Genomic DNA, 26,998 nt, shown 5'->3' on the forward strand with positions numbered 1-26,998 from the left:
GGTGCCCTAACCGCCTAGAAGGCGGCGTTACGGATATCTGTCCTAACTGCCTTGGCGGTTGCTATAAGGGCCCAGAAACCGGTTTTTTTACGAAAATATAGCAACCGCCATAGTTTTGTTAATGGTCTAAGTTAAGTAGGAGTAAATCGCAATGTTAAGTAGGGAAGAAAACCTGATAGCAACATCGACACAAGCAAACCCCCAGACGATGCGATGGGATGCCTACGGTGGACTTTGCCAACGAGCTTGGGTAGAAATTGATTTAGCCGCTTTAGCCCACAACGTGCGCCAGCTTAAGCTTTCATTATCCCCCAAAACAGCGCTGATGACAGTTGTAAAGGCAGATGCTTACGGTCACGGTGCGGTGACGGTTGCTCAAACAGCTTTAGAGGCGGGTGCTACTTGGCTGGGAGTGGCGACGATTCCAGAAGGGATAGAATTGCGCGATCGCGGCATCAACGCACCAATTTTGATTTTAGGGGCGACTCACACGCCGGAACAAGTAGAAGCGATCGCCCATTGGCAATTACAACCTACCATCTGCACTCCCAAGCAAGCCCTAGTTTTTTCAGAAGTGCTCGGCACTCTTAACAAATCTTTGCCCGTTCACGTCAAGCTGGATACGGGGATGTCACGGTTAGGATCTCCTTGGCAACAAGCCGCTGAGTTTGTACAGTTAGTGGTGCGATCGCCAAATTTAGAATTAGCCAGCATCTATTCTCACCTAGCTACGGCCGACAGTCCCGACTTCACAGTGATGAAACAACAGCAGCAACGGTTTGAAGGTGCGATCGCCAACTGCGAAATACAGAACTCAGAACTATTCCTCAATCCCAAATCTAGCCCTCGTTTGCACTTAGCAAATTCAGCCGCCGCCTTAGCTGACAAGAGCTTACACTATGACATGGTACGAGTCGGTTTAGCTACTTACGGCTTATATCCAGCACCACATTTGCAGTCAGTTATTGACTTAAAGCCTGTAATGCAGGTAAAAGCAAAAGTAACCCAAGTAAAAACAATTGCAGCGGGAACTGGTGTCAGCTACAGCCATAAATTTATAGCCGATCGTGAAATGCGCTTAGCAGTAATTGGCATTGGCTACGCCGATGGAATACCCCGCAATCTATCAAATAAAATGAAAGTTTTAGTCAGAGGTCAATCGGTGTCGCAAGTCGGAGCCATTACAATGGATCAAATCATGCTAGATGTAACTTCTATTCCCGATCTAGAAGTTGGCGAAGTCGTGACGCTGTTAGGTGCTGATGGGGCAAATCAAATTTCCGCTGATGATTGGGCCGCAGAATTAGGTACAATTTCCTGGGAAATCCTCTGTAGTTTCAAACACCGTCTTCCTCGCATAGCTGTTGATAAGTAAATCCACCTAATTAAACATAAGATCGGGATGGCTAAAAAGCTGACTGTATAAACATTCTTCCTTCTTCCTTCTTCCTTCTTCCTTCTTCCTTCTACTTAATGGTTAGTTGTTGATTGTTAGTCGCTTCCCTTAGTTATTATAAAGGCTATCAAGAATCTGCGATCTTTTCCCTTAGTCAATTTGTTCCTTAATTGCTTAACATTGCGATCGCAACCAACAACCAACCACAAACCACAAACCACTAACAACTAACAAAATTTCGATATGGCAGCCATCAGGTCATTTATAACTATTGCCCAAACTTCACTAACGTCGCTAGATCCTGAAAAAATCCAGACTTTGCAAGTAGCAATAGAATTCTGGAAAAAAATACTAGAGCTAGGGTTTCAAATAGTCCCTCAAGTTTTGTGGGCAATTGGTATTTTATTGATTGCACGGTTTGCTAGTGGTATCGCCGGCCGCTTTACTCGTCGCGCCTTGGGCCGTACAGAGCCCACCCTGCGAAAATTCTTAATACAAGCCGCTGAAATTGTAATTTTTGTTGTAGGTGCGGTGGCGGCTCTCAATAAGTTGGGAATTCAGACTGCTAGCTTAGTGGCGGTAGTGGGGGCTGCGGGTTTAGCGATCGGTTTAGCATGGCAAAATACTCTCTCTCATTTCGCTGCGGGGGTGATGCTGATTAGTTTGCGGCCCTTTGAAGTGGGAGATTTTATTGAAGGGGGAAACGTAGCGGGGGTAGTGGACAGCATTGGCATTTTTTCGACGACCCTAGTAACGGCAGATCATGTAAAAATTACTATACCCAATAGTCAGCTATTTAACGGTACGCTGAAAAATACGACGGCTATGGGAACGAGACGGGTTGATATTGAGGTAAATATTGGCGATCGCGCGATCGCTCCCACTATTGCTCAGTTTTTGGAAGTGGCTTCATCCCATCCGCTGGTTTTAGATCGGCCAGAACCAACTTGTCTGGTGACATCCATCTCTAGCGATGCAACCGTGTTAAATTTACGACCTTGGTGTGCGGCGGTGGCTTACGAACAAGTGCGATCGCAAGTCCAGCAGCGAGTTAAGGAAGCCCTAGATGCCACAAAACCTCCAGAACCAGAACCTCCCGAATAGTTCCCGATCTAAAATCTAATATCTTTAGGACTTAATCAGGCATTCGCTATGGCCAAGTGGTATCCCCAGCAGATTCTAGAACAAGGCAATTTAAGACTTTCTCAAGCAGAGAAAGAGATTATTCTCAAAAAAATGCCCCCTCCTGACGATGAAGGTCAGATTTATGCCGATGCAATTTTCGAGGGTGGGGGCGTGAGGGGGATTGCATTTTTAGGTGCTCTGCGGTGTTGCGCCGATCTGGGGCTACGGTGGCGGAAATTGGCGGGGACTTCTGCGGGTGCGATTACTGCTGCATTTCTGGCGGCTGATTTCTCTATTGACGAGTTAGAAAAGATTTTAGGGGAATTAGACTACAACGATAAATTTCTCACCAAGAAAACTAGCCCCCTGATTTGGAATGGCGATCCCGCTGATGACTTGCACTTTCCAGTTGGAATGATAGTTTTACTGACCCTCTCTCGCCAAATGGGAGAGTATTCTTCTGAGCCTTTTCACAATTGGCTGCAAGAAACTCTCAGCATTGGCAATCTCAGAACCTTTACAGATGTGAAACGTAAGGGTCGCGGTCGCGAGTTGAAGGTAGTTATTTCTGATATTAGTCGGGGGGAGATGCTGGTGTTACCCGATGACTTACAGCGTCGCGATCCGCCTCGATATGAGAGTTTATATGAGCTACTGCAACTTGTTAATGCTGAAGATTTTAGCGTGGCTGAGGCTGTCCGACTGTCAATGAGCATTCCGCTCTTTTTTGAGCCGGGAAAGCTAGCCAATAATTTGATTGTGGATGGGGGAATTTTGAGCAATTTTCCCTTGTGGATTTACGATCGCGAACCGGGTGTGAATTCACCGCCGCCCCGCTGGTTTACTTTTGGCTTTCGGTTGCTTGACAAGGGGATTGAAGATCAAGTCAGTGTCAACGGCCCATTGAGTCTAATATCGGCGGTGTTCAGAACAATGATGAATGCTAGAGACCGCTACCATCAGCGAGAGATGGATAAAGGACGGGTGATTAATATTGATGTAACAGAAGCGAATGTGACGGCGACGGACTTCAACCTCAGTGTTGACCGAAAAGCTCAACTTTATCGATTGGGATACGAGTACACTAAAAAGTTCTTTCTGAATCCAGTTTGGAGTTGGGAAAAACATCTAATCGCTAGAGGTTTTGGGGCTGTGGAAAGTTCTGGGGATGGGCCGATGATTCCGTAGGAGACTGTGAAAAGCTTGCAATGTCTGGTTTTGGAAGCGGTTCCGATTTTTTTTTAGAAAAGTGGATACAAATAAAGAAATTATGTGTTATGATGATAGTCGCTCATCTGGAGAGGTGGCTGAGTGGTCGAAAGCGGCAGATTGCTAATCTGTTGATAGGCAGGTAACTCCTATCCGAGGGTTCGAATCCCTCCCTCTCCGTTTTATAGCTAGGGGCTAGGGGCTAGGGGCTAGGGAAAGAAGGGGAAGAAGGGAATAGAATCAGCGAGTTTCAGGAACTCAGAACGTCCTAACCGCCTTGGCGGTTGCGATCTGTCATTGCGAGCGAAGCGAAGCAATCGCAAGCTGCTGGGATTGCTTCGCTGGGCTCGCAATGACAGATCGCAAGTAATTTGCCAGACATGATATTACAAATTTTTCATGGTTTCTACAAATTCCTGTGAAATAAATGGCAAAATTTCCTCATTCTTACTATTTACTTTCCCTTCAGTAAATACGATTAGCAAATAAGGCTGCAAGTTGGGCAATTCAATATAAGCTGCATCATGGCGAACCGTGCTAGTAAGACCAGCTTTTGACCACAAATTAGCATTTTGAGGAAGTCCACCGCCTAAGAAACCTGTCACCTGATTTTCGGGATCTGCGGCTAAGTCTGCTGGATTTAGCGATCGCTTCATCAAAGCCATCATTGCTTGTGAAACCTTAGAAGACACAGCTACTCCACCAATAATACTATGTACCAAACGCGCTGCTGCATTAGTTGTCAGCATATTGCGATTTTCCATTAATTCTCCCAAAAAAGCTCGTTCCCGACCGTAAGGGCCATCACACCATGTTTTTTGATTAATATTAATCGTTTCTAATTCTTCCCAGTTGAGAGACTGGAAATAACGGTTGACAATATTGCGCTGTTTTTGCCAAGTTTCAAAGGGCCCTGGCGGCAATTCTGGGCCGCTAGTCGTGCCTGTCAGAATATCTAATACGAGACCTGTGGCATCATTGCTAGAATCGACTATCATATCTCGGATAGCCCGATTTAACTCTGGTGTTAGTTGAACCATGCCTTTTTCCAGCCATTCGTAAATAGCTACGAGGTAGAATAGTTTAACGACGCTGGCTGGGTAAATGCGATCGTCGCCGCGATCGCTAAATCCCCGTACTTGATATTTCCAGAATTCGGTTGTACTCAGAGCTCCGCCTGTATTAACTACCACAGGAGAATCGTAAACTATCCAAGTAACGGCTATTTGATTGGCAGCTAATTCGGGAAATTTTGCCCTAGTTGTCTCTACAATCTTATTGCCAAGGGTTTCTAGTTGTTCGTCTTTGTGGAAAAATGTCATAGCAGAAGGAAGAAGGAAGAAGGAAGAAGGAAGAAGGAAGAAGGAAGAAGGAAGAAGGAAGAGGGAAGAAGGAAGAAGGAAGAGGGAAGAGGGAAGAGGGAAGAAGGAGACTGGGAGACTGGGAGATGGGAATTCCCAGTTAACAGTTAACTGTTAGATAGCATTGATAAATCAGAGTTTTGGCTTTTGACGTACTCTACTAATTGTGCTAATTGTACCACTCTACCAGTCGAAAGCACTGAGGGGGGACATTAGGCTAGGGGAGATTGCTAAGCCCTAACGGGCAGGCTTCGCCAACGTTTCACTCGCAATGACACACAATATATATGTCCACAGACTTAGCCATTAGCAATTAGCAATTAGCCATTACCAATTAGCCATTAGCCATTAGCAATTAGCCATTACCAATGACCAATTATCAATTATCCGACAAGATTGAGTATCAGTGCCAAGCCAATATCAATATCTATGATTCCCCGAAATGCGATCGCTTGGCAACTCAGGCAGCGGCGGGGAGACATTTGCGAGTTGTCTGTGATTCCTCAGTACCTCTGGGATCTGAGGGAAGAAAGGAGAATCTTGAGGTGGCGATGCCTGCGGCTGGCTACGCCTACGCGGTGCGGCTGTGCGAGGATGATTATCCAGGATGGTTAGCTGTCCAAGATGCACCATTGCTAGAGGTAGCCGAAAGGTCATATCAAGCTAAAGTAGTTTCGGAAGCTGAAATTAGAGATAAGTTGCCAAGTGCGATCGCCTTTACCCGTCAGGCAATGAACCAGCCTAACCATTATCTCTGGGGAGGGACAGTCGGCCCAAATTACGACTGTTCTGGACTAATGCAAGCTGCCTTTGCCTCTCTAGGGATTTGGTTGCCCAGAGATGCTTATCAGCAGGAAGCTTTTAGCCAACCGATTGCCTTAGCGTCTTTACAACTAGGCGACTTAATTTTTTTTGGAACAGCCGAAAAAGCCACTCATGTAGGATTATATCTGGGAGAGGGGCATTACATTCATAGTTCTGGGAAAGAACAAGGACGCAACGGCATCGGCATTGATATTTTGTCAGAGGCAGGGGATCTAGTTAGTGAGAGGTACTATCGGCTGTTACGGGGTGCTGGTAGAGTAGTGAAGAGTTATAGTTTTAATGCTTCATAGGAATTTGTTAGTGGCGATTGTTATTTTTGTCTATGTCTAATGATGAATTTGCGATAGGTGGTAGAGAAGTGAACACAGCGTTATTTTTAGATAAATTGGCAGGGCAACCAGGTGATGCTGAGATTGCACCTGACGTTTCGGTGGTAGTGCCGATTTATAATGAAGTAGAGAGTTTACCTCATTTAATAGAGGCGATCGCATCTAGCCTTCAAACATCTGGACTCAGCTATGAAATCATCTGCGTGGATGATGGATCTAAAGATGGTTCCGCTCAATTACTCAAGGAAAAAGCCAACAGCAGAAATGACCTCCGGGCTGTAATTTTGCGGCGCAATTACGGACAAACTGCGGCGATGTCGGCAGGGTTTAATCACGCTCGCGGCCGTGTAATTGTTACTTTAGATGGGGATTTGCAAAACGATCCAGCCGATATTCCGATATTAATCGCTAAGTTAGATGAGGGTTACGATTTAGTCAGCGGTTGGCGGCAAAAAAGACAAGACAATTCTATCAGCCGTCTGCTACCATCGAAACTAGCTAATTTGTTAATTAGTCGAGTTACGGGTGTGAATTTACACGACTACGGTTGTTCCCTAAAAGCTTATCGGGCAGAATTAGCCGCCGATTTGAATCTTTACGGAGAATTGCACCGATTTTTGCCCGCTTTAGCCTTTATTGAAGGGGCGAGAATTTCGGAGATGCCAGTGCGACATCATGCTCGTCGCTATGGTAAAAGCAAATATGGTATCTGGCGTACATTCCGGGTATTGATGGATTTGCTCACCATTACTTTTATGAAAAAGTTTCTGACTCGACCAATGCACGTTTTTGGCTTGTTGGGGATGATTTTTATGGTGTTAGGTACGGGTTTAGGCATTTATTTGAGTATCCTGAAACTGGGTTTAGGTGAAAGTATTGGGCATCGTCCTTTGCTGATTTTGGCTGTAGTTATGCTATTAGCTGGCGTACAGTTATTTAGTTTTGGTTTGTTAGCAGAAATTTTGATGCGTACTTACCACGAATCTCAGGGAAAACCAATCTATCGGGTGCGCGAAATTTTTGGCAATAAGTAAGGCTTAGAGTATGGGTTTATGGCTTTTAAAATGCTATAAACCCATGAATTATTAATTTTGGGGTAATGTTGGGGTTGGAATATTGCGGTGAGTCTGTTTGAGATTTTATGTTTTTAGTTGAGAGCATTGGTTAATGTAAAACATCACAAAAACAATGATTCTTATCGGCTACTTAGTCATTACTGTGGTAGTTTTCTGTATTTGGTTTGCCAAATTTTGGGGGGATACTACTACCCCAAAAGACGATCGAATATCTTGGATAGCTTTAGCGATCGGCCCTCTTTTCTGGCCTATAGTTTTACCGTTATCAATTCTGGAGCTGGCTAGTAAAAAAAGTCAAGTGCAAAACATAGCAGAGGATGGGGAAATTCAAGAAATTATTGAGGAGGCAGATTCCGGGATAGAGCATCAGAATTCTATCATCACCCATTCGCAATCAGAATAAAAGATCGAGTCAAAGAGGTTAGTGTAGCATTTTTGGCAGTTAAGACTTACGTAACGCCGCCCTCTGGGCGGTTACGATACCGCCTAGAAGGCGGCGTTACGGATATTAGTCATATACGTAAGTATGCCTTAAGGTAGGTTTCAGGAATTAGTCTTTTTAAGACGAAAAGAAGAAGTAATCTCCATTTCACCTCTTCCCTAGCCACTAGCCCCTAGCCCCTAACCCCTCTTTTCCCCTTCTTCCCAAAATATTTCTTTAGTCGGATACATAATAAATGCTAAAGGAGCGATTATGAAATTGGGAATTGGGAATTGGGAATTGCTAATTGAGCGCAGCACCAATCACATTGAAAAATAGGATCGAACTTTTACTTTTTTAACAATCAGGGGAACTCAAATGAATACAATGTCATCTGACAAGCTAATTTATCGAATTCTGAATGCTTTATCAATCCTGGCACTGGCATACTATGGAGCTACTTCAATTCATTACCTTTTTGAGAGCGATGTGAATGTTAAACTCTCTAGGTATGAGGCGGTGACTTCAACTCTGCTAATAGGAGAACGGGAAGCGGAAAAGGGAGAGAAATAATTGTTACAATACTATTAATATATTCAAAAGCAGTATGATTTAAGGCCGATCGTGCTAAAAACATATCCCCTAATCCTGACTATAGTCTGGTTGAGCAGGGGCGATCGCGATCAAATCTGTCAGCGATCGCTACGGGTAGGATTTGTAGCGATATATACTTGTATAGCTGTTGATGCTGTGGATATTACTGAGGGTAGCGTGCTCTGATGTGTCAGTCCTGAGCTTCTTAAGGGAACTCTGGGCGATCGCTAAAGGGTACTTTTGACTTTTGTCTCCAGATTTTGCGTAACATTCAGTCATACTACTTGACTTTTCTTGATATTTTTCCTTTAATAAAGCAAGTTAGTTAAAAAGCTTGTGGGTACACGGGTGAATAACAACCAAGCAAATCGTCAAGCTTTCTGGCGATTTACTTATTGAAAAAATCGTCGTAGGAGGGAACTATTTTTTCGGCTGCACGGTCTGTCAAAAACAGAGTCCAGTATTTTTCGCGTTCCTGTTCCAAGCAAGTATTTGCGATCGCTTACCTTTTAAGTGAGTAAGAGCAGCGCGATTCATCCAGGGGGGAGCAATGACAACAAAAACCTTCCTCCGTAAGATCCGGATCTTGTTGTAGCTAAAATCACTAGCCGTGCTCGTGGTGTCTATGATAGACTCGCATTCATCTAAGTAGATTATTTTGGTTAGGAGGAGAGAGTTGTGGAGTCGAGAGTCCAGTGTAGAAAGCATTCCAGCTTCGCTACTCAACGGAGCAAGGAATTGCCTCCGGCCCCAAGGCTCTCTAATGACAAGTTAAATTACGTGACAGCTTATACCAGCCGGGTCAATGAGGGTCTCAACCGCAATCCGGTTTGATTTTTTGAATCCCACTGGAGGGAAAAGTGTATTGTAGAAAAATGATTCTTGCAAATCTTAAGGAGGAGTGTAAATGACACAGGTAACTAACCCAACTCAACCGGCGAGTTCAACGCCCAATGCCCAAGGTGGTCTTGATATTGCAGGCGTAGCCGGCGATAACAGATTAAGTGGTAGCTCAGGTAGCGATAGTATCCAAACCTTTGGCGGCAACGATCTGATCAATGCTGGTGCTGGTAACGATTACGTAAATACTGCGACTGGCAGCGATACCGTCGTAGCAGGCTCTGGCAATGATACCGTCTACAGCGGCAAAGGCAGTGATGTCGTTGACGGTGGAGACGGTAACGATTTCCTCGTTGGCGGGTTTGGCGGAGACACGATTTCTGGCGGCGGTGGCGATGACCTGATTTACGGTGACGATCTAGGTCGCCCTGGTAATATTAGTGGAGGCGCTGATGTTATAAGCGGCGGCACCGGTAATGACACTGTATTCGGTCTAGTCGGTAATGACGTACTCAGTGGTGACGACGGCAACGATACCATCTATGGCGGTAAAGGTGGTGATACGATCAGTGGCGGTGCTGGGAATGACTTCCTGGCTGGCGATCGCGGAGCTGACATCCTGACTGGTGGTGCTGGTAATGATACATTCGCCTTCACTGCTGCGGCTACTGGTACTGGCATAGACACGATCACTGACTTCACTCCCGCAGAAGATAAGATTGCACTTGCTAAGGCTGCCTTTGGTGGTCTGGGCAGCAGCTTCGATGCAACGGAGTTTGTAGTCCAGGCTAACTTCAACCCGAATGCTCCGGGTAGCACTGCTAATAAAGTCATCTACGACCCCAACAGCGGTCTGTTGTACTACAACACTGGCAATGGAGTTCAAGCCTTGGCTCAACTGCAAGGTGGACTCAATATCACTTCCAACAACTTCGAGTTGTTCTAAAACGGCTTTTGAGGGTGAGAGTGGTACTGGAGATCCTCCAGATACCTTTCCTCACCTCTCAAAAAGATTTAATTATCAAGATAAAGTGTGCGAGAGGTTGAAACTCTATGCACACTTTCTTATATGTTTTAGAAATAGGACTTATGCAGTGAAAACTATAAAACTCCAGCTTTGTAAGGAATAATATCAATTCCGGTTAATTAGACATACTTCCCGTAGGGGCGGGTTCGCCAGGATCTCCAGTACAAGAGAGAAATCCAGAAAACCCGCCCCGGATCAATACTGTTAATCCAGGACTCAATCGCGGGGTGGGGGCGGGTTTTTGAGTCTTTGGGTATCTTTTAAAGCTGTTGGCGAACCCGCCCCTACAGGTTTTTGACAATTGTGCAAGATCAATGAAAATTGAAGAATATATTAGACAGGGTAAAAATTATTTAACTCAGGGAAATGTGACAGGGGCGATCGCGATTTGTCAGCAAGTTATTGAGCAACAGCCGGATGCGATCGCAGCTTACATGATTTTGGGAGAAGCCCTAGAAGCTCAAGGCGAACCAACGGGAGCCAGAGATGCTTATGTTAAAGTGTTGGAAATTGACCCGCAGTCTGCTGTTGCTCATGCTTACTTGGGTCAGTTATATGCAGAATATTGGTGGTTGGATGAAGCTGCTGAGCACTACCAGCAAGCTCTCGCTCTTAAACCTGAATGGTCAGAGGTACATTACAATCTGGGGAATGTATTTCAGAAACAGGGAAATTTACCGGGGGCGGTTAATAGCTACCGGGCGGCGATCGCGCTTTCGCCAAACGATCCCAATGCTTACTACAATTTAGGAGTTGTTTTCGATCGGCAGAGTCAGTGGCAAGCGGCGGTTGATAGCTATTCCCAAGTAATCGCGATGCCTTCGGCTGGAGGAGTTAACGCGCCTAAATATGTGAAAGCTTATAGTAATTTGGGCTGTACTCTGGTTAAACAGGGGAAATTTGAAGAGGCGATCGCCATTTATCAAAAAGGAATTGCCATTAAGCCAGACTGGGCTACTCTCCACAATAACCTCGGTCAAGTGCTGCTAGAGCAAAAGCCAGAAGATGCGATCGCCGCTTACCGCCGAGCTATTGAACTCGAACCTGAGATGGAGTTGGCTCATTATAACTTAGGTAAAGCATGGCAAATGCAAGGCCGTCACGAACAGGCCGTCCCCTATTTTCAGCGAGTCATAGAACTCAACCCCAATTACGTTTCAGCTTATACTGACTGTGGTTTTTCGCTGATGGCTTTGGGACAAATTGCTGAGGCGATGCCCTATTTCCACAAAGCGATCGATCTTAAACCTGAATTTGTTGAGGCTTATTGTGAATTGGTAGAGGCGAGGGCGATCGCATCTAGTCAAGAACAAGATCAATTACAACAGGCTAATGCTGCTTGTTATCTATTTCTCAGATCGCTAATGGGGGCGAAGGAAGAAGGAAGAAGGAAGAAGGAAGAAGGAAGAGGGAAGAAGGAAGAGGGAAGAGGGAAAGGGAAAAAGATAATTAGCGAGATAAAACTGGAGGAACAAAGCCAATTACCAATTACCAATTACCAATTACCAATTAGTGAAATTTGTCAACACCTGACACAAACTTACCTACATTTAGGAAATACTTTATTCGAGTACGGTGGATACGATCGGGCCGAAGTTTATTATCAAAAAGCTTTACAAATTCAGCCGAATAATGCCGAGCTTTACTGGCGACTGGGTAATAGTTTAGCCAAGCAGCGACGGCACAATGCAGCAATCGCTGTTTATCATATCGCCCTGGCAATTCAACCTGAATTAACACAGGTTTATTTTGACTTAGGAAACTTGTTGGAGAAACAGCAGCGGTACGAGTCGGCGATTGGTTACTACGAAAAAGTTTTAAATTTTCAATCTCTGGAAAGATTAGTATCAGAGAATATTTCGGGGTTGAATTCCCTAAATATGCAACAGCCAAAAGGAATTTATTTATCTACTTCTGACTGGATGATTGCCAACCAATTAGATCGCAGCAATTATCGTGAAATAATCTGTGAAGATGTAGAAGATATCGCTCACCAATTACCCATTACCAATTACCAATTACCAAAATCTGATTGCGGCGGTTTAACTTGTGGCCCTTGTTTGAAACGCATCTCTGATTGGTTTGAACCTGTCCATTTAGGCTGGGGCGTTCATGTTTTGTCAAATTCTCAACCAATTCCCTTAGAGTCGCCCAAAACCTTTGTTGGTTTAGTTCCAGACGGACGAGCTTGGATTGTGCCCCAGAAAAGTTATTGGCTGCTTTGCAGTGCGATCGCAGTCATTACTCCCGATAATTATTTATTAGCAGATATTTCCCGCGATTATCCTAATTTTTTGCCGGGATGTCAAAATCATGACCCTAGCAAACATAGCATTTTTAAGCTAGAATCATTACCCCCTTTAGAGCAAATTGATGGTACTGTTGCCGTGTTATCTGGACTATCAGGAAATGTCTATTTTCACTGGATGGTAGATGTTTTGCCGAGAATTGAATTGCTACGACGAAGTGGCACAGACTTTGATAAAATAGATTGGTTTTTAGTTAATAATTTTCAGCAGCAATTTCAATTAGAAACTCTCAAAGCTTTGGGGGTTCCAGCAAACAAAATTTTAGCCAGCGACGATCATCCCCATATCCAAGCAAAGCAGTTAATTGTTCCCTCTTTTCCAGGGTATTTAGGCTGGCCGCCGCTTTGGGCTGTAAAATTTCTCCGGCGCGTGTTTTTGGCCGGAATTACTGCTTTAAACAGTTATCCTGAACGCATTTACATTAGTCGAAACAAAGCTAGATATCGGCGCGTCTTGAATGAAGAAGAGGTAATGGAGGAATTGAGCAAGTTTGGGTTTGTTAGAGTCTTTCTAGAATCTATGCCCTTGCAGGAGCAGATAGCATTATTCTTTCATGCTAAAATCATAGTTACACCTCACGGTAGCGGTCTAACAAATACAATATTCTGCCAACCTGGAACAAAGGTGATGGAATTAGTTTCACCTCACTATGTGGGTCACTATTACTGGGGAAGTAGTCACTATCTGAACCTCGACCATTACTATTTAACAGGTGAGGTGTTTGAATGTTATCCTATTAGGGAATTGATGTATCAAAACTCTCTGACGGAAGATATCATGGTGAACTTGAGTTCGCTCAAGAAAATGATAGAAATTGTAGGTTTGTGATTTTATTTACATCGAGATAAGGATCGATATGACATCAACTCAAAATATGGAAATGGTAGCAGTTAACTTTAACCAGCAAGCAGAAACTTATTTAGCCCAAGGTAAATTAAATGAAGCAATTGCAGCTTGTGAAGAAGCCCTGAAAATTCAACCGAATTTTGCAGGTGCTTACCGTAACTTAGCTAGAATTTGGACGCAGTTAAAAAAAGCTGAAACTGCCGCAGATTGCTGGTATCAAGCGTTAATTCTCGATCCGAAATGGGCAACCGCTGAGGAGCATTTAACTTTAGGCAATACTTTAGTAGAACAAGGAAAATTGGAGGAAGCTACTGCTTGTTACTTGCAAGCAATTCAGATAAATCCAAATTTAGTACAAGCTTACCACAATTTAGGGGAAATTTTCACAAGTAAAAATAAATTTGAGGAAGCAATCGCCTATTACCGCCAAGCAATTACACTCAAGCCAGATGCTTTTGGAAGTCACCACAGTTTAGGGAAACTATTAGCAGCTAAAGGCAACATTGATGAAGCAATTGCCTGTCAACATAAAAGCCTTGAAATCAATCCCAATTATGTTCGTGCTTATCACAGTTTAGGCAATGTGTTGGTACAAAAGGGCGAGTTAGATTCAGCTATTGCTTATTACAGCAAAGCAATTGAACTCAATCCTAATTACTGTTGGTCATACAACAGTTTAGGAGATGTCTTTCTCAAACAAGAACGTTGGGATCAAGCCATAAATAGTTATCAGAAAGCCATTGAGATGAAAGGTGATATTCCTTGGTTTTACTATAACTTAGCTGTTGCTCTGACCAATCTAAAATCCTGGGACGAAGCACTTGCAGGTTATCTCTCTGCTCTTCAGCTTCAGCGAGATTTGCCTGGAATTTACAACCGCATAGGGTACGTTTTGCGACAGCGAACAGAATCAGATTTAGATGCAACGGTTAGAGACTATTGCCAAGCTATTCAAGTGAATTCAGACAATGGAAAAACCAACTATAACTTGCTAAATATCGTCACAGATAATAGCGATTTTTATGTTGATTTAGCAAATAATTTAACCAAACAACATCAGTTTAGTGGAGCGATTGTTTTTTATCAAATAGCATTGCACATTAATCCAGAAGATGCTAAAGTTGCCTCGGATTTAGAGGATGTCTTAGCAAGAAAAGATGAGTTAGATCGGCAAATATCTGTTTATCGCAGCCAGATAGAACTTGACCCAAACTCTGCGGTTGCCTATACTGATTTAGGGAATATATTACCTAAATATGGAGAGCTAGAGGAATCGATTGTCTGTCATCAAAAAGCCAGTGAATTAAGAGGTTGGCATCAATGTGCTACTAACAAATATCAATTTACACAAGATTGGTTTACTCATAATATTCCCATCTGGGAAAAACATTTGCAGCAATTTGCCGGGATACCGGGACTTAATATTTTAGAAATAGGTAGTTTTCAAGGAATGTCTACTTGCTGGCTTTTGGATAATATTCTGACAGACATAACAGCAAGAATCACCTCTATCGATCTATACTTTCAGGCACAGTTTGATGGCAATATCGCTAAAACTGGAGTGTCAGAAAAAGTAATCAAGCTAGAGGGGCTATCTCAGGATTTATTAGTAACTCTGACCTCAGATTACTATGAAGTAGCTTACATTGACGGCTGCCATAAAGCCAGCAGTGTTTTGCAAGATACAGTCCTCTCTTGGCGGCTGGTAAAAATAGGTGGGTTGATAATTTTTGACGATTATGAATTCACCTTTCCTGAAAATCCAGAGCAAAATCCCAAGCTAGGGATAGATACTTTTATTTCGATGTATCAAAACCAATTAGAGGTGATTCACAAAGGTTATCAACTGATAGTTAAAAAAATAGCAAATGAAAAGCAGCTAGAAGAGAAAGCTATCTTAACTAACGCTTACCTAAATTTGGGGGAAGCAGTATCAGCACAAGGTTATTTAGAGGAAGCAATTTCCCATTATCAAAAAGCACTTGAATTGCAGCCAGAGATATCAGTACCGGAACTTGATATCAAAGACTTGCTAACGAAAGAAGGCGAAATTAAGCTAGCAGACTTCCCAGAATGCTTGAAGTTTTCAGGAGCGCAGAAAAATCAGATATCGTTAGTTTACCACAAATTAGGCAAGTTACTGCAAGAAACAAAACAGTTAGATAGAGCGGCTTCTGTTTATTGGCATTCGATTAATTTGAACCCAACTTTCAGTTGGTCTTACCACTATTTAGGGGAAATTTTACAAGAATTAGGGAAGGATAATGAATCTAGAGCTGCCTACTGTCGCGCAATTGAATTGAACCCTGATTTCTGTTGGTCTTACAATAATTTAGGAGATGTCCTGATGCAACTTTCAAGATGGGAAGAAGCTGCGACGGCTTACCGTCGTGGGATTGAATTGAATCCTGATTTTTGTTGGTTGCATAACAAGTTAGGGGATGCGTTGGTAAAAATTTCTAAGTGGGAAGAAGCTGCGGTGGCGTACCGCCGCTCAATTGCATTGAATCCAGATTTTTGTTGGTCTTACTACAGCTTAGGAGAAGTTTTAGAAGAGCAGCATTCTTGGGAGGAAGCGGTTGGTGCTTATCGGCGTGCAGTTGAGCTGGAAGCGGAAGATAGTTGGATGTGTAAAAAATTAGGAGATGCTTTACAACAACTCGGATTATGGGATGAAGCAATCGCTATTTATAAACAGGGAATAGGCGTTGATTCATACGCTTATTTGTGTTACGAAGGATTGGGATTATGTTTCTTGGAAAAAAAGGATTGGGAAGGTGCAATAGCTTATTTCATACAAGCCCTACAAATTAAACCCGACTTGTTAGAAGTTTATCACAAAATTGGTTACGCTTTAGAACAACAAGGTGAGTTAGAAAAGTCAGAATATTACTGTTGCAACTATCAAATACTACCCTTAAAAGTTCTGAAAAAGTATTGTCATTTTAGAGAAGATTTAACGGTAACATCTGAGTTCGATCCTAGCATAAATTATATCAAGATTTTACCTGAAGATGAAATTCATTTATTGCCTTCTAAAAGTCTTGATGGTAACATCATATTTTCAGAAAATAAATATTATTTACCAAAAACATTTGTTGCCATCATTCCAGAGGGTCGAGTTTGGGCGGATGTGATTACAAGTGCTGTAATTAATTCTGAAAATAAGCTAGTTACTGATATTTCTACTGGCTGTGCAGAATTAGCAATTTCTTCAGATAAATTAACTCCTGTTGAATACATAGATGGAACTGTTGCTTTTTTATCAGTGCGCTGGGGCGGTGCAGCTTATTATCATTGGATGTTTGATCTCATTCCCCGCTTCGAGCTTTTACGGCGCAGTGGAATAGAGATAGAGACAATAGATAAGTTTATAGTTAATGGTACCAATCGTTCCTATGAAAAGGAAACTTTAAAGACCTTGGGGATTCCAGAAACAAAGATTATTGAGAGTAGTTGCGGTCTGCATATAAAAGCTAAAAGTTTAGTAGTTCCATCAATTTGTTATCAGGGAGTATCTCAAATATCAAAATGGGCTTGCGAGTTTATCCATAGAGAATTTTTAAGAGAAAAAAATGGTCAAAAAATAGAGAAGTTAAAGCGAATTTATATTAGCCGTGAGTTAGCTTCCTATCGTCGATTTATCAATGAAGAAGAGGTATTAAACTTTTTAGATAAATGGGGATTTGAAAGCGTTAAGCTAGAAACTATGTCAGTAGCAGAACAAGCATATTGTTTAGCAAATGCTGAAGTTGTAGTAGCGCCTCACGGTGCGGGATTGACTAATATTGTATTCTGTAGGCCGGGAACTAAAGTTATAGAAATTTTTTCGCCAACATATCTCCCAGGTTGCTACTGGATACTTAGTAATATATGCGACTTGGAACATTACTATTTAATTGGGGAGTCATTGGAAAATAATGATTCTTGCCTTCCTATCTACCAAGATATTAAGGTTGATTTAGATTTGCTAAAAAAGTTAATTCGGACTTATGCCATTATGTAACGCCGCCCTCTGGGCGGTAAAGAAACCGCCCAGAGGGCGGCGTTACAATGAGGCACAATTGTTATTAATGAAATTTGCAGGTATTTGAAATGTGTAACGATTATAGTCAAGCAGAAATTTATGATAAATTAGGTGATAGTTTGCAAGAAAAAGGAGATTTTGAAGAAGCTGCGATCGCTTACAATCGCGCATCACAACTAAACTCTGAAGTTTCTTGGTATTTCCACAAATTAGGAGATGTTCTTGTTAAGCAAGAAAAATGGCTTGAAGCTATTGAGGCAAACCGTCGCGCGATTGAACTCAACCCAAATTTTTCTTGGTCGTATCACAATTTAGGCTATGCTTTGCTCAAACAAGAACAGTGGAATGATGCCGTCACTGCTTACCGAAAGGCAATTGAATTAAACCCTAATTTCTCTTGGTCTTACTATAATTTAGGGGATGCTCTCGCATTCATACAAGAATGGGATGAAGCGAGTGTAGCATATTTTTGTGCTGTAGCGATCGATCCGAATTTACCTGGAATTTATGAAAAATTTGGCGATGCTCTGCGGCAACGATCTGAGTTTGGTTTAGAGCAAGCTGTTAATTATTATCACCATACTTTTGAGCAAGAGAAAAGGTCAAGTTACCCCAATTTACTGAGTTTTGTTCCCGCTAATCCAGAACTTTATTCGCAAATAGCAACTGCTTTGGCAAAGTACAACCAGTTGGAAGGAGCAATTATATTTTACCAAGCAGCACTAGAAATCAAGCCAGATGATGGTGATATTTCTAGGCAATTACAGAGGATTTTAAAGAAAAAAGATGAGTTAGAAATAGAACTAAACTCTTGCCGCAGAGCAATTACAGAAAACCCAGATTCCTGTTGGTCTTACTACAATTTAGGAGTAGCAATGACGCGACAATACAAATGGGATGAAGCGGCGGCGGCTTTCCTCAATGCTATTGAGTTGCATCCAGATTTTCATTGGTGGTTTTACTATAATTTATGGGAAGTTTTTGCTAAGCAAGGCAAACTACAACAAGCTGTTAGTTTATGTCAACAAGCAATTGAAATTAAACCAGATAGTTTCTGGCCTTACTTAAATTTAGGGGAAGCTTTGACTCGACAAGGTAAACTCGATGAAGCGATCGCGTGTTATCAAACTGCCAGTTACAAGCAAACTTTAATAGTTCTCACAGGTTCAGGCCAAGAGCAAAAAAAATTAGAGCCGGTACAAGTTCCTGACTTTATTATCATTGGTTCCCAGCGTTGCGGCACGACTTCTCTTTATAGTTATCTGACTCAGCATCCGCAGATTTTTTCTCCTATTAAAAAGGAGGTAGATTTTTGGTCGTGGCATTTCAACAGAGGTATTGATTGGTATTTATCTCATTTTCCTCCACTTCCTCAAGGGCAAAATTTTTTAACAGGAGAAGCTAGTCCAAGCTATCTCGATTATCGGGATGCGGCGGAACGACTTTTTGATGTTTTTCCCAACGTAAAGCTAATTGTACTATTGAGAAATCCTGTAGATAGAGCGATTTCTCAATACTATCGCTGGGTAAGTTTAAATTGGGAAAATCGCTCTTTTGAACAGGCGATTGCTGAGGAATTAGAAAGGTTGGAAAATAATCCTGATTATATTATAGGAGAAGAGCCGGGAAATTATTTAGCTCGTGGTATGTATGTTGAGTTTATTAAGAAATGGCTAGATTTGTTTCCGAGAGAAAAGTTGCTAATTTTGAGAAGTGAAGATTTTTATGAACATACGGCTGTGGTGATGAAGCAAGTTTTAGAGTTTGTCGGTTTGCCGGAGCATTCTATTTCTGAGTATGCGAATTATAATCCAGGTTTTTATCCGCCGGTGAGCGAATCAATGCGCTACTGGCTAGGTGATTATTTCCGACCTTATAATCAGCAATTAGAAGAGTTTTTAGGAATTAAATTTAGATGGAATAATAAATAAAAATTAGAGTGAAAATTGAAAGTAATCGGATACACCCTGATTTAATATCAAAATTTGAATGAAACTTTGATTGCTATTCACCGCAGCAATTTGATGTATGATTTACTGTTGAATAGGAATCTGAATTACAAATTCTGCCCCCTCCCCAGGAGTCGATGAACACTGTAATTTACCCCGATGTTTTTCGACCACAATTTGATAGCTGATTGAGAGTCCTAAACCAGTTCCTTTTCCGATTGCTTTCGTCGTAAAAAATGGATCGAACAGCTTACGCCAGACTGCTTCATTCATCCCAGGGCCATTGTCATCAATCCGAATTTCTACCCAATCCGAATCTATAACTTGAGTGCGAATATGAATGCGATTTGGGTTGGATTTAATTTCTGCAAAAGACCTTTGGCTGTTGTGTTCTTCGATTGCGTCGATGGCATTTGCTATTAGATTCATAAACACCTGATTTAGTTGACCTGGGTAACACTCTACGAGTGGCAAGTCACCGTATTCTTTAATTACCTTAATAGCTGGCATCTCTGGTGTAGCTTTAAGCCGATGCTTTAACATTAGCAAAGTGCTCTCTATTCCCTCGTGAATATTTACTGACTTCATCTCCGCCTCGTCAAGTCTAGAAAAGTTCCGCAGCGATACAACTAAATCGCGGATGCGGTCAGCACCTAATTTCATTGAATCCAAGATTTTAGGAAAATCTTCTATTAGGTAATCGAGTTCGATATTTTCGGCTTCCTCCTGAATTCTCGCCGTTGGATTGGGGTAATACTGCTGGTAGAGTTGGATGAAATTAAGCAAGTCATTAGCGTAGTTAGTGGCATAAGTAATGTTGCCGTAGATAAAATTAATCGGGTTGTTAATTTCGTGGGCAACGCCAGCAACTAACAGTCCCAAACTGGAAATTTTTTCTGTTTGAATCAATTGAGCTTGGGTTTGTTGTAACTCGCGGAGAGATTTTTCTAGCAGTGTTGCTTGTTCTCGATATTGCTCCTCCGACTGTTTGAGGGCTTCTAAAACTTGTACGCGATCGCTAATATCCCGCGCAATACTAACTATGCCACTGACATTGCCTTTGGCGTTCCGACAGGCGTTTTTTGTAGAGAGAAATGTCCGCCTTTTCCCCATTGTAAATACTTCTTCTTCAAGCATTTTTGGTTCGCCAATAGCTATGATTTCTCGATCATTTTCTATGATTTTTTCGGCAATTTCAGATGAAAAAAGATCGCGATCGTTCCGTCCTAAAATTTCTTCTGGTAACATCCCAATCATGCTAGCAGCCGCAGAATTTAGGATAGTATAGCAACCATAAATATCTTTAACAAAGATCGCATCTGGCGTACTATCAATGACAGTACGCAAGAGATTATAACTTTGTTTTAGTGCTTCTTCTGTTTGTTGGTTGGTGATAATTTGCTGGTGCAGCATCTCGTTAGCTGACTGCAAGTTAGCTGTCCGCTCCAACACTCTATTTTCTAATTCTTCATTTGCCTCTTGTAACTTAATTTCAGCTTCATATCGCTGACGGTCTACGATCCCAATTTTTCTGGCATTCCACCAAAGCAAGCCGCCAAAAATGACGATATTAAATACTGCAAATAGGCAAATTAGCCATTCAGCACTGTAGAGACGTGGGCTGAATATTACTAAGATTAACTTACCGATTACTGGCGGCAAAATTATTACAGCGGGCAACAACTGTCGAGCAACTATACCGCCTGCATTCTTGCTCGTAATTATAGCCATCAACCCGCGCTCTGGACAGGCAAGTAAAATACCCAAACTTAGCAGTAAGAATCCGCTAGCTGTATGTATCGCCATTGCTGTATAAGAACCAGCACGATAAAGGGAAGAATTGCCATAGATGTAGCCTAAAAAACCTAGTAAAGCTATTAAGAATCCTGCTAAACTTAAACCTTGAGTTAAAATATATCTGGAGCGAGAAATTGATAGCATCAGCAGCGAATATCCAAGCAAAAGAAAAGTTAGTGCCGTATTCGGTGCCATCCGTCCCGGTGCTGCGGTAGCGACTGCGGTAGCCGACTCTTTAAAGAGCAGTTGATCGATTCCGAAGTTTAAATTAAAGCCGTACTGAATTAGCGTCAGCAAATTTATAGCAATCACCGAAATTGCTAAGATTTCAGGCTGAATGAAGCCTAACTTATTCCACTTTCTGCCAACTCTTTGTCTTCCTAACAACCACAGGGAAGAGCCGCTCAGGATAAAGGAGACCGCTGTATTTGCTTTCATCGTTACCAGTCCGGGCAAGACACTTTTGAGGATGGCAATATCAAAAATCCAGCCCAAAATGACAATACAGCCAATCAAGGCTACTGCCATACCAGATTTTATAGAAAATGATTGCAGTGTCGCAATTAAATTTGAGGGCGGCTGCACTTTTTGTACTCGATTCGTCATTTCCAATTTTTTCTGCTCAGAATTTGTTTTAAGATAGTCAATGAGATTATACTCTCCTCACCAGAGAAATATTGTTGTTTTATACACAAAATTGAGATTTTGGAATTGATTTATATTTGAAATTGAGTTCGCAATAACTCCTGCATTCTCTACTAATTCTGCATACTATCTAGAGATGAGGTTAAAGAAATGCTACACTGCGTTATAAATGAGCTATCAACAGGTATTGTTAGTTATAAGAATGCAAATGCTACATTTCCTTGAATAACTATGGCGATCGACGGTTTACCAGATCCAGAATTCACAGAGTCCAGTTCAGCAAAAATTCCTACGATTAAAGTGCTGACAATGTTCCGACTGGGTTTGTTCCAGATGGGATTGGGCATTATGTCGCTGCTTACCCTGGGCGTACTCAATCGGCTGATGATTGATGAGCTTAAAGTGCTACCTTGGATTGCTGCGGGTGCGATCGCAATGCACCAATTCATGTCACCGGCGCGGGTGTGGTTCGGTCAAATGTCGGACTCAAAAACTATTTTTGGCTACCACCGCACAGGTTTTGTCTGGATTGGAGCCGCTCTTTTCACGACTACATCATTCATCGCCTTACAAGTAGTTTGGCAACTTGGTGGCAGTTTGCAAGCTACTGGATGGGGCCCACAAACTTATACTTGGGCAGCAGTTCTAGCGCTAGTTTTTGCTTTTTACGGTTTAGCTTTGAGTGCGAGTTCCACACCTTTTGCTGCTCTTTTAGTAGATATTTCTGATGAAGATAACCGCTCCAAATTAATTGGAGTTGTCTGGTCAATGCTCATGGTTGGCATTGTTTTAGGTGCAATTATTAGCTCTAAGTTGCTTAGTCGGGCTGAAGTTTGCGGAGCCGATATTTTGTCATACAATCCATCGCTAGGGGCACCAGTTACAGATTTAGCGAAGTTGCAAAGCGCCGTTAATCCTTTATTTGCGATCATGCCAGCAGTTGTATTTGGGCTATCTTTACTAGCAACTGTAGGCGTGGAAAAAAAATATTCTCGCTTTGCTTTGCGTTCGACTGCGGTTAACAGAGAGGATAAAATTAGTTTAGGTAAGGCTTTGAAAGTATTGACTGCTAGCCGCCAAACTGGTTTATTTTTCAGCTTTCTGCTGGTATTAACTATTAGTTTGTTCATGCAGGATGCGATTATGGAACCCTACGGCGGCGAAGTTTTCAGAATGTGCATTTCGGAAACAACTAAGTTGAATGTGCCTTTTGGTATGGGGACGCTGATCGGTATTAGCGGCACTGGTTTTTTGATTTTGCCCCGTTTAGGTAAGGTGAACACTACAAAATTTGGATGTATGGGGGCAGCGATTTGTTTTGGCTTAATTATTATCTCTGGATTTACAGCAAACGCAGGGTTATTGAAGGCTAGTTTGCTGTTTTTTGGTTTTTCTGCTGGGGTGTTAACTGCTGGTGCAACGAGTTTAATGCTGGATTTAACGGCGGCGGAAACTGCTGGTACTTTTATCGGTGCTTGGGGTTTATCTCAGGCGATGGCGAGGGGTTTAGCTACAGTTTTCGGCGGAGTAGTTTTGAATTTGGGAAAGATAATTTTTGATGCCCCTGTGTTGGCTTATGGGTTGGTTTTTGCGCTGCAAGCTGTGGGAATGGGGGCGGCAATTTTGCTATTGGGGCGGGTGAATGTGCAAGAATTTCGGGATAATGCGAATAATGCGATCGCCTCTATTCTAGAAAATGAATTGGATTGATTTTTTGCCGCAGATAGACGCAGATAATTGTATGATATATCTGCGTTCATCTGCCGTTATTTATTTTAACTCTCATGTGGGATTCAATTTTAAGTTTTGCGGAAACTACGACTACTAGAGTCGGAGTACAATTGTTAAAGGATTTCGGTTCTGTTCAAGCTGCCGAAAAGTCGGATGGGAGTTTAGTTACTCAATCTGACAACTGGGCAGATGGGGAAATTCGGAATGCAATTATATCAGCTTTTCCCAGTCATGGAGTGTTGAGCGAAGAGGGAGATCATGTTTTTCCTAGTAATGAATGGTGCTGGATAATTGACCCTTTGGATGGTACTACTAATTTTGCTAGAGGGATTCCGATTTGGGGGATTTCAATGGGTTTATTATATCAGGGAACGCCTGTTTTTGGTTACGTACATTTACCGCCAATAAATCAATCTTTTCACGGTTTTTGGCTGGGAAAGTCTGGACTTAGTGGCAATTCTGGGGCTTTTTTAAATCATCAGCCAATTCATTCTAGTGCTGATGCGCTGACTTCCAATCACTTTTTTAATGTTTGTTCGCGGAGTATTGCTGTCGCGCCTCAGATTCCTGCTAAAATTCGGATGTTAGGAATGGCTAGTTACAATTTTTTAACTGTGGCGGCGGGTGCGGTTTTGGGTGGGGTTGAAGCTACTCCGAAAATTTGGGATATTGCGGGGAGTTGGGTAATAGTAAAAGCTGCTAGTGGTGTTTGGGTTCCATTGGAATCTGAGGCGATTTTTCCTTTAGAAGTTGGTAAGAATTATGGGAGTCGATCTTATCCGACTTTAGTAGTGAGTCGGGATGAATTAAAGTCAGTATTTTTGCCGTTGGTGGAAATTGTGGGTAAGAGGAAGTGGGGTTAATTTTTGATTTAATATAGCAATCTGGTTTTGTCTTCTGAATTTGATTAAGGGCTTAAATACCATAATACTTTTTTAAATAATATGATACAGCAGACCAAAAAGGTAAATATTGTCCTTGTGCGTCCAAATCTCTGATTTGTTGAGCTTTACGAGAAATTTGTGTAGGCGTGAGTCCCTGAAGTTGCAATTTCAAAAAATCAAGTGCTTGAATCCTTGACTGCTGGAGATTGTAATCATTTAATCCGAGAATTTCAATAGTTTTTTTAGCGGCTTCTGCTTGTTCTAAATTATTATTTATTGGGGAACGCATTTCACCATTTCCTGTATAGCTAAAAAAGTCTTCACAATTAGTTTGTGTGGGCGATATATTGATGGGTTGATTTCCTTTTTTGTTACCACAGTGTTTGGGCCAATGCTTGTCGCTACCACACGAAGCCAGCATATTATTGTAATCTAAAGATAAATCTGTATTGCTATCACTCTTATTTTCTGGATTCTGGGGATTCAGATGTTCGATATGACTGGTTTTTGAGGCAATCCGCTGACAGCAGTAACAGCAAATGTAGCCTTGTTCCTGCATCAAGGAATCATGTAGGATTCCTTTAGTCGGATCGTTAAGAAGACTATAACCGTAATTTTTACCTGTTTTTGCTTTTGCCTTCCAATGACCGAAATCTTTAGGTTCTACTCTCTTTTTAATGTATTTCATTTTGATGTGTTCCTAACTGTATCAACCAATCGGCTCTCACGAAATTTGGATCTTCATCTTTCATTTCTTCTGCTATCTGCTGACGCAACTCTTTAGCTTCATCGAATTTTTCGTCATCAATAAGACGAAATAGTTGATCGAAATTATTATCAGTTTTTGGATTACGCGATCTGCTTCCCATAAGTGTTTCCAGAATCCGATTGCTATCTTTCCCATAGGAGGGTATGCGTTCCACAATAATATCTTCTGATGTAGCTGTCAAAAGATGAATCCACTTAACCTGACTAATCACCTGTGGCGAATGAGTCGTAACGATAAATTGGCAGTTGGAAAATGTTTTAGTCAAAGATGCAATAACTTCTATTTGCCATTTTGGATGTAAGTGAAGTTCAATCTCGTCAATCAAAACAACGCCATAACCGTCGAGCGGATTTTCTAAATATGGGTTTGCAATCGCCAACCGTCTAGCTAAATCACCTACCATTACTAACAAGCATTTTTCACCATCAGATAGTTGATTGATGATAAATTCTTGCCCTTGTTTTTCTACAGTCATTCGCAAGGGCGATCGCTGAACTCGTAAATTTGAAAAACCTTCCAGCAATCCGGCGATCGCCTTTCTCACTGCTTCTAATTGGCGATCTCGGTACTCATAAGAGTTTTGTAGCCGTAATTCATTTTCTAAATCTTCCCTACTTCTAAACCATTCAAAAAAACGTCTGAAATCAATTTTACCTCCTGTTAGTGCTTGATCGTAAGCAGCTATTTGCTGAAATGAATGTTGCGTCCTAATCCTCAAAGGAATATCAAGTACCGCACGATTTGTTGGGTAGTAAACTGCTAGAGGTAATGCTGCCTCGGCACTCTCATCCAACTTATCATGTATGTTTTCAACAAGTGTATTTAACCGTGAAAGATTACTATTAGTATCTTTACTTCTTCCTTTACGGGCATGGGTTAAAGACCATACAACCTCATCCCTGCCGTCGATTGCAATTGTAATTTCATTGTGAGTTTCTTTGCTTTTATTGTTGATGTCTTCCTCCTTGAAAAAACGTCCTGAACCTTTTGGATTTTGAATTCTACCTGTGAGCCAAGACAAAAGAATAGCAAGACAATCAAGGATGCTCGATTTTCCTGCCCCGTTAACGCCTATAAATACAGTTGGCTCATTGATATCGAATTCTAGGTTTAAATTGCTAATACCTCGGAATGAGTTAATTTTGAGAGTTTTAATTTTCATTTTATTCGCTTTATAACCGTATTTTTTCTTCAAATAGTTGCCATAGGATCATTATTAGTAATCCTAAAATGATTCTATGGCATACTTTATCGCCTCAAGCGATTAACTTTGCTAACACATTCGACAATTTAGCACCAAGATTCTCAACCGACTCCTGCTGTTTCGGATCTTTCATCGTACCATCAGCATTAAAAGCCTCATAGGCTTTAGGAATTGCCTTCTGATCTGGCAGCACAAACACATTAATATTTCCCAGAATTGAGCGCAAATGAACTAACCCCCGCAAACCGCCCAAAGCCCCAGGTGAAGCGCTCATAATTACTGCTACTTTGTCAGTAAAAGCCACTAACCCCGGTTCACCAGGCTGTGGGCGAGAAGCCCAATCAATTGCATTTTTCAAAACAGGTGTAACTGAGCTGTTATACTCAGGAGAAGCTATCAAAAAACCCTGGTGTGCTATCATCAATTCCTTAAATTTCCGGGCATTTTCTGGCATTCCCTCTCTAGCCTCCAAATCTTCATCAAATAGCGGCATCGGCAAATCGCGGAAATCTATGTAAGTCACTTCAGCACTGGCAGCCCTAGCTCCAGCAGCCGCAACTTTTACCAATAGTTTGTTGTAGGAGGCTTCGCGGGTGCTTCCAGCAAAGGCGAGAATTTTTGGCGTGTTTATCAT

At 41.9% G+C, this 26,998-nt stretch carries 20 protein-coding genes and 1 tRNA gene; 16 read left to right on the plus strand and 5 right to left on the minus strand.

The window, feature by feature from the left end:
* The first annotated feature begins 151 nt into the window (after positions 1–151).
* The 4 genes from alr (at position 152) to PY364_RS13580 (ending at position 3,910) form a co-directional block, all read left to right on the plus strand.
* On the plus strand, positions 152–1,375 hold the full coding sequence (gene alr, locus PY364_RS13565) for an alanine racemase (protein WP_275523238.1): 1,224 nt from the start codon (positions 152–154) through the stop codon (positions 1,373–1,375).
* A 264-nt stretch (positions 1,376–1,639) separates the two neighbouring features.
* Positions 1,640–2,500 carry a mechanosensitive ion channel family protein gene (locus tag PY364_RS13570; RefSeq protein WP_275523239.1) on the plus strand — a complete coding sequence of 287 codons (861 nt, stop codon included), beginning with the start codon at positions 1,640–1,642 and terminating at the stop codon, positions 2,498–2,500.
* Positions 2,501–2,548: 48 nt separating this feature from the next.
* Positions 2,549–3,709: a patatin-like phospholipase family protein gene (locus PY364_RS13575; RefSeq protein WP_275523240.1), complete on the plus strand. Its 1,161-nt coding sequence runs from the start codon at positions 2,549–2,551 to the stop codon at positions 3,707–3,709.
* Between the two features lie 109 nt (positions 3,710–3,818).
* Positions 3,819–3,910: transfer RNA gene (locus tag PY364_RS13580), tRNA-Ser, on the plus strand.
* A 206-nt stretch (positions 3,911–4,116) separates the two neighbouring features.
* Here PY364_RS13580 and PY364_RS13585 read toward each other — a convergent pair.
* Positions 4,117–5,052, minus strand: coding sequence for a serine hydrolase (locus tag PY364_RS13585; RefSeq protein ID WP_275523242.1), 936 nt, complete (start codon positions 5,050–5,052; stop codon positions 4,117–4,119).
* On the opposite strand from PY364_RS13585, the gene PY364_RS13590 reads away from it, so the two are divergent.
* From PY364_RS13590 to PY364_RS13635, 10 genes are all read left to right on the plus strand, one after another.
* Entirely contained in the window at positions 5,038–5,202 is a 165-nt protein-coding gene (locus PY364_RS13590; protein WP_275523243.1) for a hypothetical protein, read from the plus strand. The genes PY364_RS13585 and PY364_RS13590 overlap by 15 nt on opposite strands.
* Before the next feature lie 257 nt (positions 5,203–5,459).
* Positions 5,460–6,206, plus strand: coding sequence for a C40 family peptidase (locus tag PY364_RS13595; protein ID WP_275523244.1), 747 nt, complete (start codon positions 5,460–5,462; stop codon positions 6,204–6,206).
* A gap of 32 nt (positions 6,207–6,238) precedes the next feature.
* The gene (locus PY364_RS13600) at positions 6,239–7,279 is read left to right on the plus strand and encodes a glycosyltransferase family 2 protein (protein WP_275523245.1); all 1,041 of its coding nucleotides are present in this window, start codon (positions 6,239–6,241) and stop codon (positions 7,277–7,279) included.
* Positions 7,280–7,433: 154 nt separating this feature from the next.
* Complete coding sequence (locus PY364_RS13605; RefSeq protein WP_275523247.1) at positions 7,434–7,724, plus strand: hypothetical protein; 291 nt, start codon at positions 7,434–7,436, stop codon at positions 7,722–7,724.
* 396 nt (positions 7,725–8,120) lie between these two features.
* On the plus strand, positions 8,121–8,315 hold the full coding sequence (locus tag PY364_RS13610) for a hypothetical protein (protein ID WP_275523248.1): 195 nt from the start codon (positions 8,121–8,123) through the stop codon (positions 8,313–8,315).
* A 51-nt stretch (positions 8,316–8,366) separates the two neighbouring features.
* The gene (locus PY364_RS13615; protein ID WP_275523250.1) at positions 8,367–8,522 is read left to right on the plus strand and encodes a hypothetical protein; all 156 of its coding nucleotides are present in this window, start codon (positions 8,367–8,369) and stop codon (positions 8,520–8,522) included.
* A 721-nt stretch (positions 8,523–9,243) separates the two neighbouring features.
* Positions 9,244–10,122 carry a calcium-binding protein gene (locus PY364_RS13620; RefSeq protein WP_275523252.1) on the plus strand — a complete coding sequence of 293 codons (879 nt, stop codon included), beginning with the start codon at positions 9,244–9,246 and terminating at the stop codon, positions 10,120–10,122.
* A 395-nt stretch (positions 10,123–10,517) separates the two neighbouring features.
* Complete coding sequence (locus PY364_RS13625; protein WP_275523253.1) at positions 10,518–13,340, plus strand: tetratricopeptide repeat protein; 2,823 nt, start codon at positions 10,518–10,520, stop codon at positions 13,338–13,340.
* Between the two features lie 28 nt (positions 13,341–13,368).
* Complete coding sequence (locus PY364_RS13630) at positions 13,369–17,364, plus strand: tetratricopeptide repeat protein (protein WP_275523255.1); 3,996 nt, start codon at positions 13,369–13,371, stop codon at positions 17,362–17,364.
* A gap of 89 nt (positions 17,365–17,453) precedes the next feature.
* The gene (locus PY364_RS13635) at positions 17,454–19,316 is read left to right on the plus strand and encodes a tetratricopeptide repeat-containing sulfotransferase family protein (RefSeq protein ID WP_275523256.1); all 1,863 of its coding nucleotides are present in this window, start codon (positions 17,454–17,456) and stop codon (positions 19,314–19,316) included.
* A 102-nt stretch (positions 19,317–19,418) separates the two neighbouring features.
* Here PY364_RS13635 and PY364_RS13640 read toward each other — a convergent pair whose 3' ends face one another.
* The gene (locus tag PY364_RS13640; RefSeq protein WP_275523258.1) at positions 19,419–21,737 is read right to left on the minus strand and encodes an ATP-binding protein; all 2,319 of its coding nucleotides are present in this window, start codon (positions 21,735–21,737) and stop codon (positions 19,419–19,421) included.
* 270 nt (positions 21,738–22,007) lie between these two features.
* On the opposite strand from PY364_RS13640, the gene PY364_RS13645 reads away from it, so the two are divergent.
* Together PY364_RS13645 and PY364_RS13650 are read left to right on the plus strand one after the other, a co-directional pair.
* Positions 22,008–23,486 (plus strand): BCD family MFS transporter, encoded by a 1,479-nt coding sequence (locus tag PY364_RS13645; RefSeq protein ID WP_275523259.1) that lies wholly within the window; start codon positions 22,008–22,010, stop codon positions 23,484–23,486.
* A gap of 74 nt (positions 23,487–23,560) precedes the next feature.
* Positions 23,561–24,370: an inositol monophosphatase family protein gene (locus tag PY364_RS13650; protein ID WP_275523261.1), complete on the plus strand. Its 810-nt coding sequence runs from the start codon at positions 23,561–23,563 to the stop codon at positions 24,368–24,370.
* A 52-nt stretch (positions 24,371–24,422) separates the two neighbouring features.
* Here PY364_RS13650 and PY364_RS13655 read toward each other — a convergent pair whose 3' ends face one another.
* The 3 genes from PY364_RS13655 to PY364_RS13665 all read right to left on the minus strand — a co-directional run bounded on the left by PY364_RS13655 (position 24,423) and on the right by PY364_RS13665 (position 26,998).
* Complete coding sequence (locus tag PY364_RS13655) at positions 24,423–25,079, minus strand: retron system putative HNH endonuclease (RefSeq protein WP_275523264.1); 657 nt, start codon at positions 25,077–25,079, stop codon at positions 24,423–24,425.
* Positions 25,066–26,322: an AAA family ATPase gene (locus tag PY364_RS13660; RefSeq protein ID WP_275523266.1), complete on the minus strand. Its 1,257-nt coding sequence runs from the start codon at positions 26,320–26,322 to the stop codon at positions 25,066–25,068. The genes PY364_RS13655 and PY364_RS13660 overlap by 14 nt, the downstream gene beginning before the upstream one ends.
* 94 nt (positions 26,323–26,416) lie before the next feature.
* Positions 26,417–26,998: an NAD(P)H-dependent oxidoreductase gene (locus PY364_RS13665; protein ID WP_275523267.1), complete on the minus strand. Its 582-nt coding sequence runs from the start codon at positions 26,996–26,998 to the stop codon at positions 26,417–26,419.

Origin of the sequence: Kamptonema sp. UHCC 0994, assembly GCF_029167235.1 — a bacterium.
Classification (GTDB): Bacteria; Cyanobacteriota; Cyanobacteriia; order Cyanobacteriales; family Microcoleaceae; genus Kamptonema.

What these genes read in the sequence shown, in the direction of transcription:
- PY364_RS13655 (WP_275523264.1), bottom strand. Translation starts at nt 25,079, where the DNA reads ATGAAATACATTAAAAAGAGAGTAGAACCTAAAGATTTCGGTCATTGG.
- PY364_RS13595 (WP_275523244.1), top strand. Translation starts at nt 5,460, where the DNA reads ATGACCAATTATCAATTATCCGACAAGATTGAGTATCAGTGCCAAGCC.
- PY364_RS13610 (WP_275523248.1), top strand. Translation starts at nt 8,121, where the DNA reads ATGAATACAATGTCATCTGACAAGCTAATTTATCGAATTCTGAATGCT.
- alr (WP_275523238.1), top strand. Translation starts at nt 152, where the DNA reads ATGTTAAGTAGGGAAGAAAACCTGATAGCAACATCGACACAAGCAAAC.
- PY364_RS13640 (WP_275523258.1), bottom strand. Translation starts at nt 21,737, where the DNA reads ATGACGAATCGAGTACAAAAAGTGCAGCCGCCCTCAAATTTAATTGCG.
- PY364_RS13585 (WP_275523242.1), bottom strand. Translation starts at nt 5,052, where the DNA reads ATGACATTTTTCCACAAAGACGAACAACTAGAAACCCTTGGCAATAAG.
- PY364_RS13620 (WP_275523252.1), top strand. Translation starts at nt 9,244, where the DNA reads ATGACACAGGTAACTAACCCAACTCAACCGGCGAGTTCAACGCCCAAT.
- PY364_RS13575 (WP_275523240.1), top strand. Translation starts at nt 2,549, where the DNA reads ATGGCCAAGTGGTATCCCCAGCAGATTCTAGAACAAGGCAATTTAAGA.
- PY364_RS13570 (WP_275523239.1), top strand. Translation starts at nt 1,640, where the DNA reads ATGGCAGCCATCAGGTCATTTATAACTATTGCCCAAACTTCACTAACG.
- PY364_RS13625 (WP_275523253.1), top strand. Translation starts at nt 10,518, where the DNA reads ATGAAAATTGAAGAATATATTAGACAGGGTAAAAATTATTTAACTCAG.
- PY364_RS13600 (WP_275523245.1), top strand. Translation starts at nt 6,239, where the DNA reads ATGTCTAATGATGAATTTGCGATAGGTGGTAGAGAAGTGAACACAGCG.
- PY364_RS13630 (WP_275523255.1), top strand. Translation starts at nt 13,369, where the DNA reads ATGACATCAACTCAAAATATGGAAATGGTAGCAGTTAACTTTAACCAG.
- PY364_RS13660 (WP_275523266.1), bottom strand. Translation starts at nt 26,322, where the DNA reads ATGAAAATTAAAACTCTCAAAATTAACTCATTCCGAGGTATTAGCAAT.
- PY364_RS13645 (WP_275523259.1), top strand. Translation starts at nt 22,008, where the DNA reads ATGGCGATCGACGGTTTACCAGATCCAGAATTCACAGAGTCCAGTTCA.
- PY364_RS13635 (WP_275523256.1), top strand. Translation starts at nt 17,454, where the DNA reads ATGTGTAACGATTATAGTCAAGCAGAAATTTATGATAAATTAGGTGAT.
- PY364_RS13650 (WP_275523261.1), top strand. Translation starts at nt 23,561, where the DNA reads ATGTGGGATTCAATTTTAAGTTTTGCGGAAACTACGACTACTAGAGTC.
- PY364_RS13605 (WP_275523247.1), top strand. Translation starts at nt 7,434, where the DNA reads ATGATTCTTATCGGCTACTTAGTCATTACTGTGGTAGTTTTCTGTATT.
- PY364_RS13665 (WP_275523267.1), bottom strand. Translation starts at nt 26,998, where the DNA reads ATGATAAACACGCCAAAAATTCTCGCCTTTGCTGGAAGCACCCGCGAA.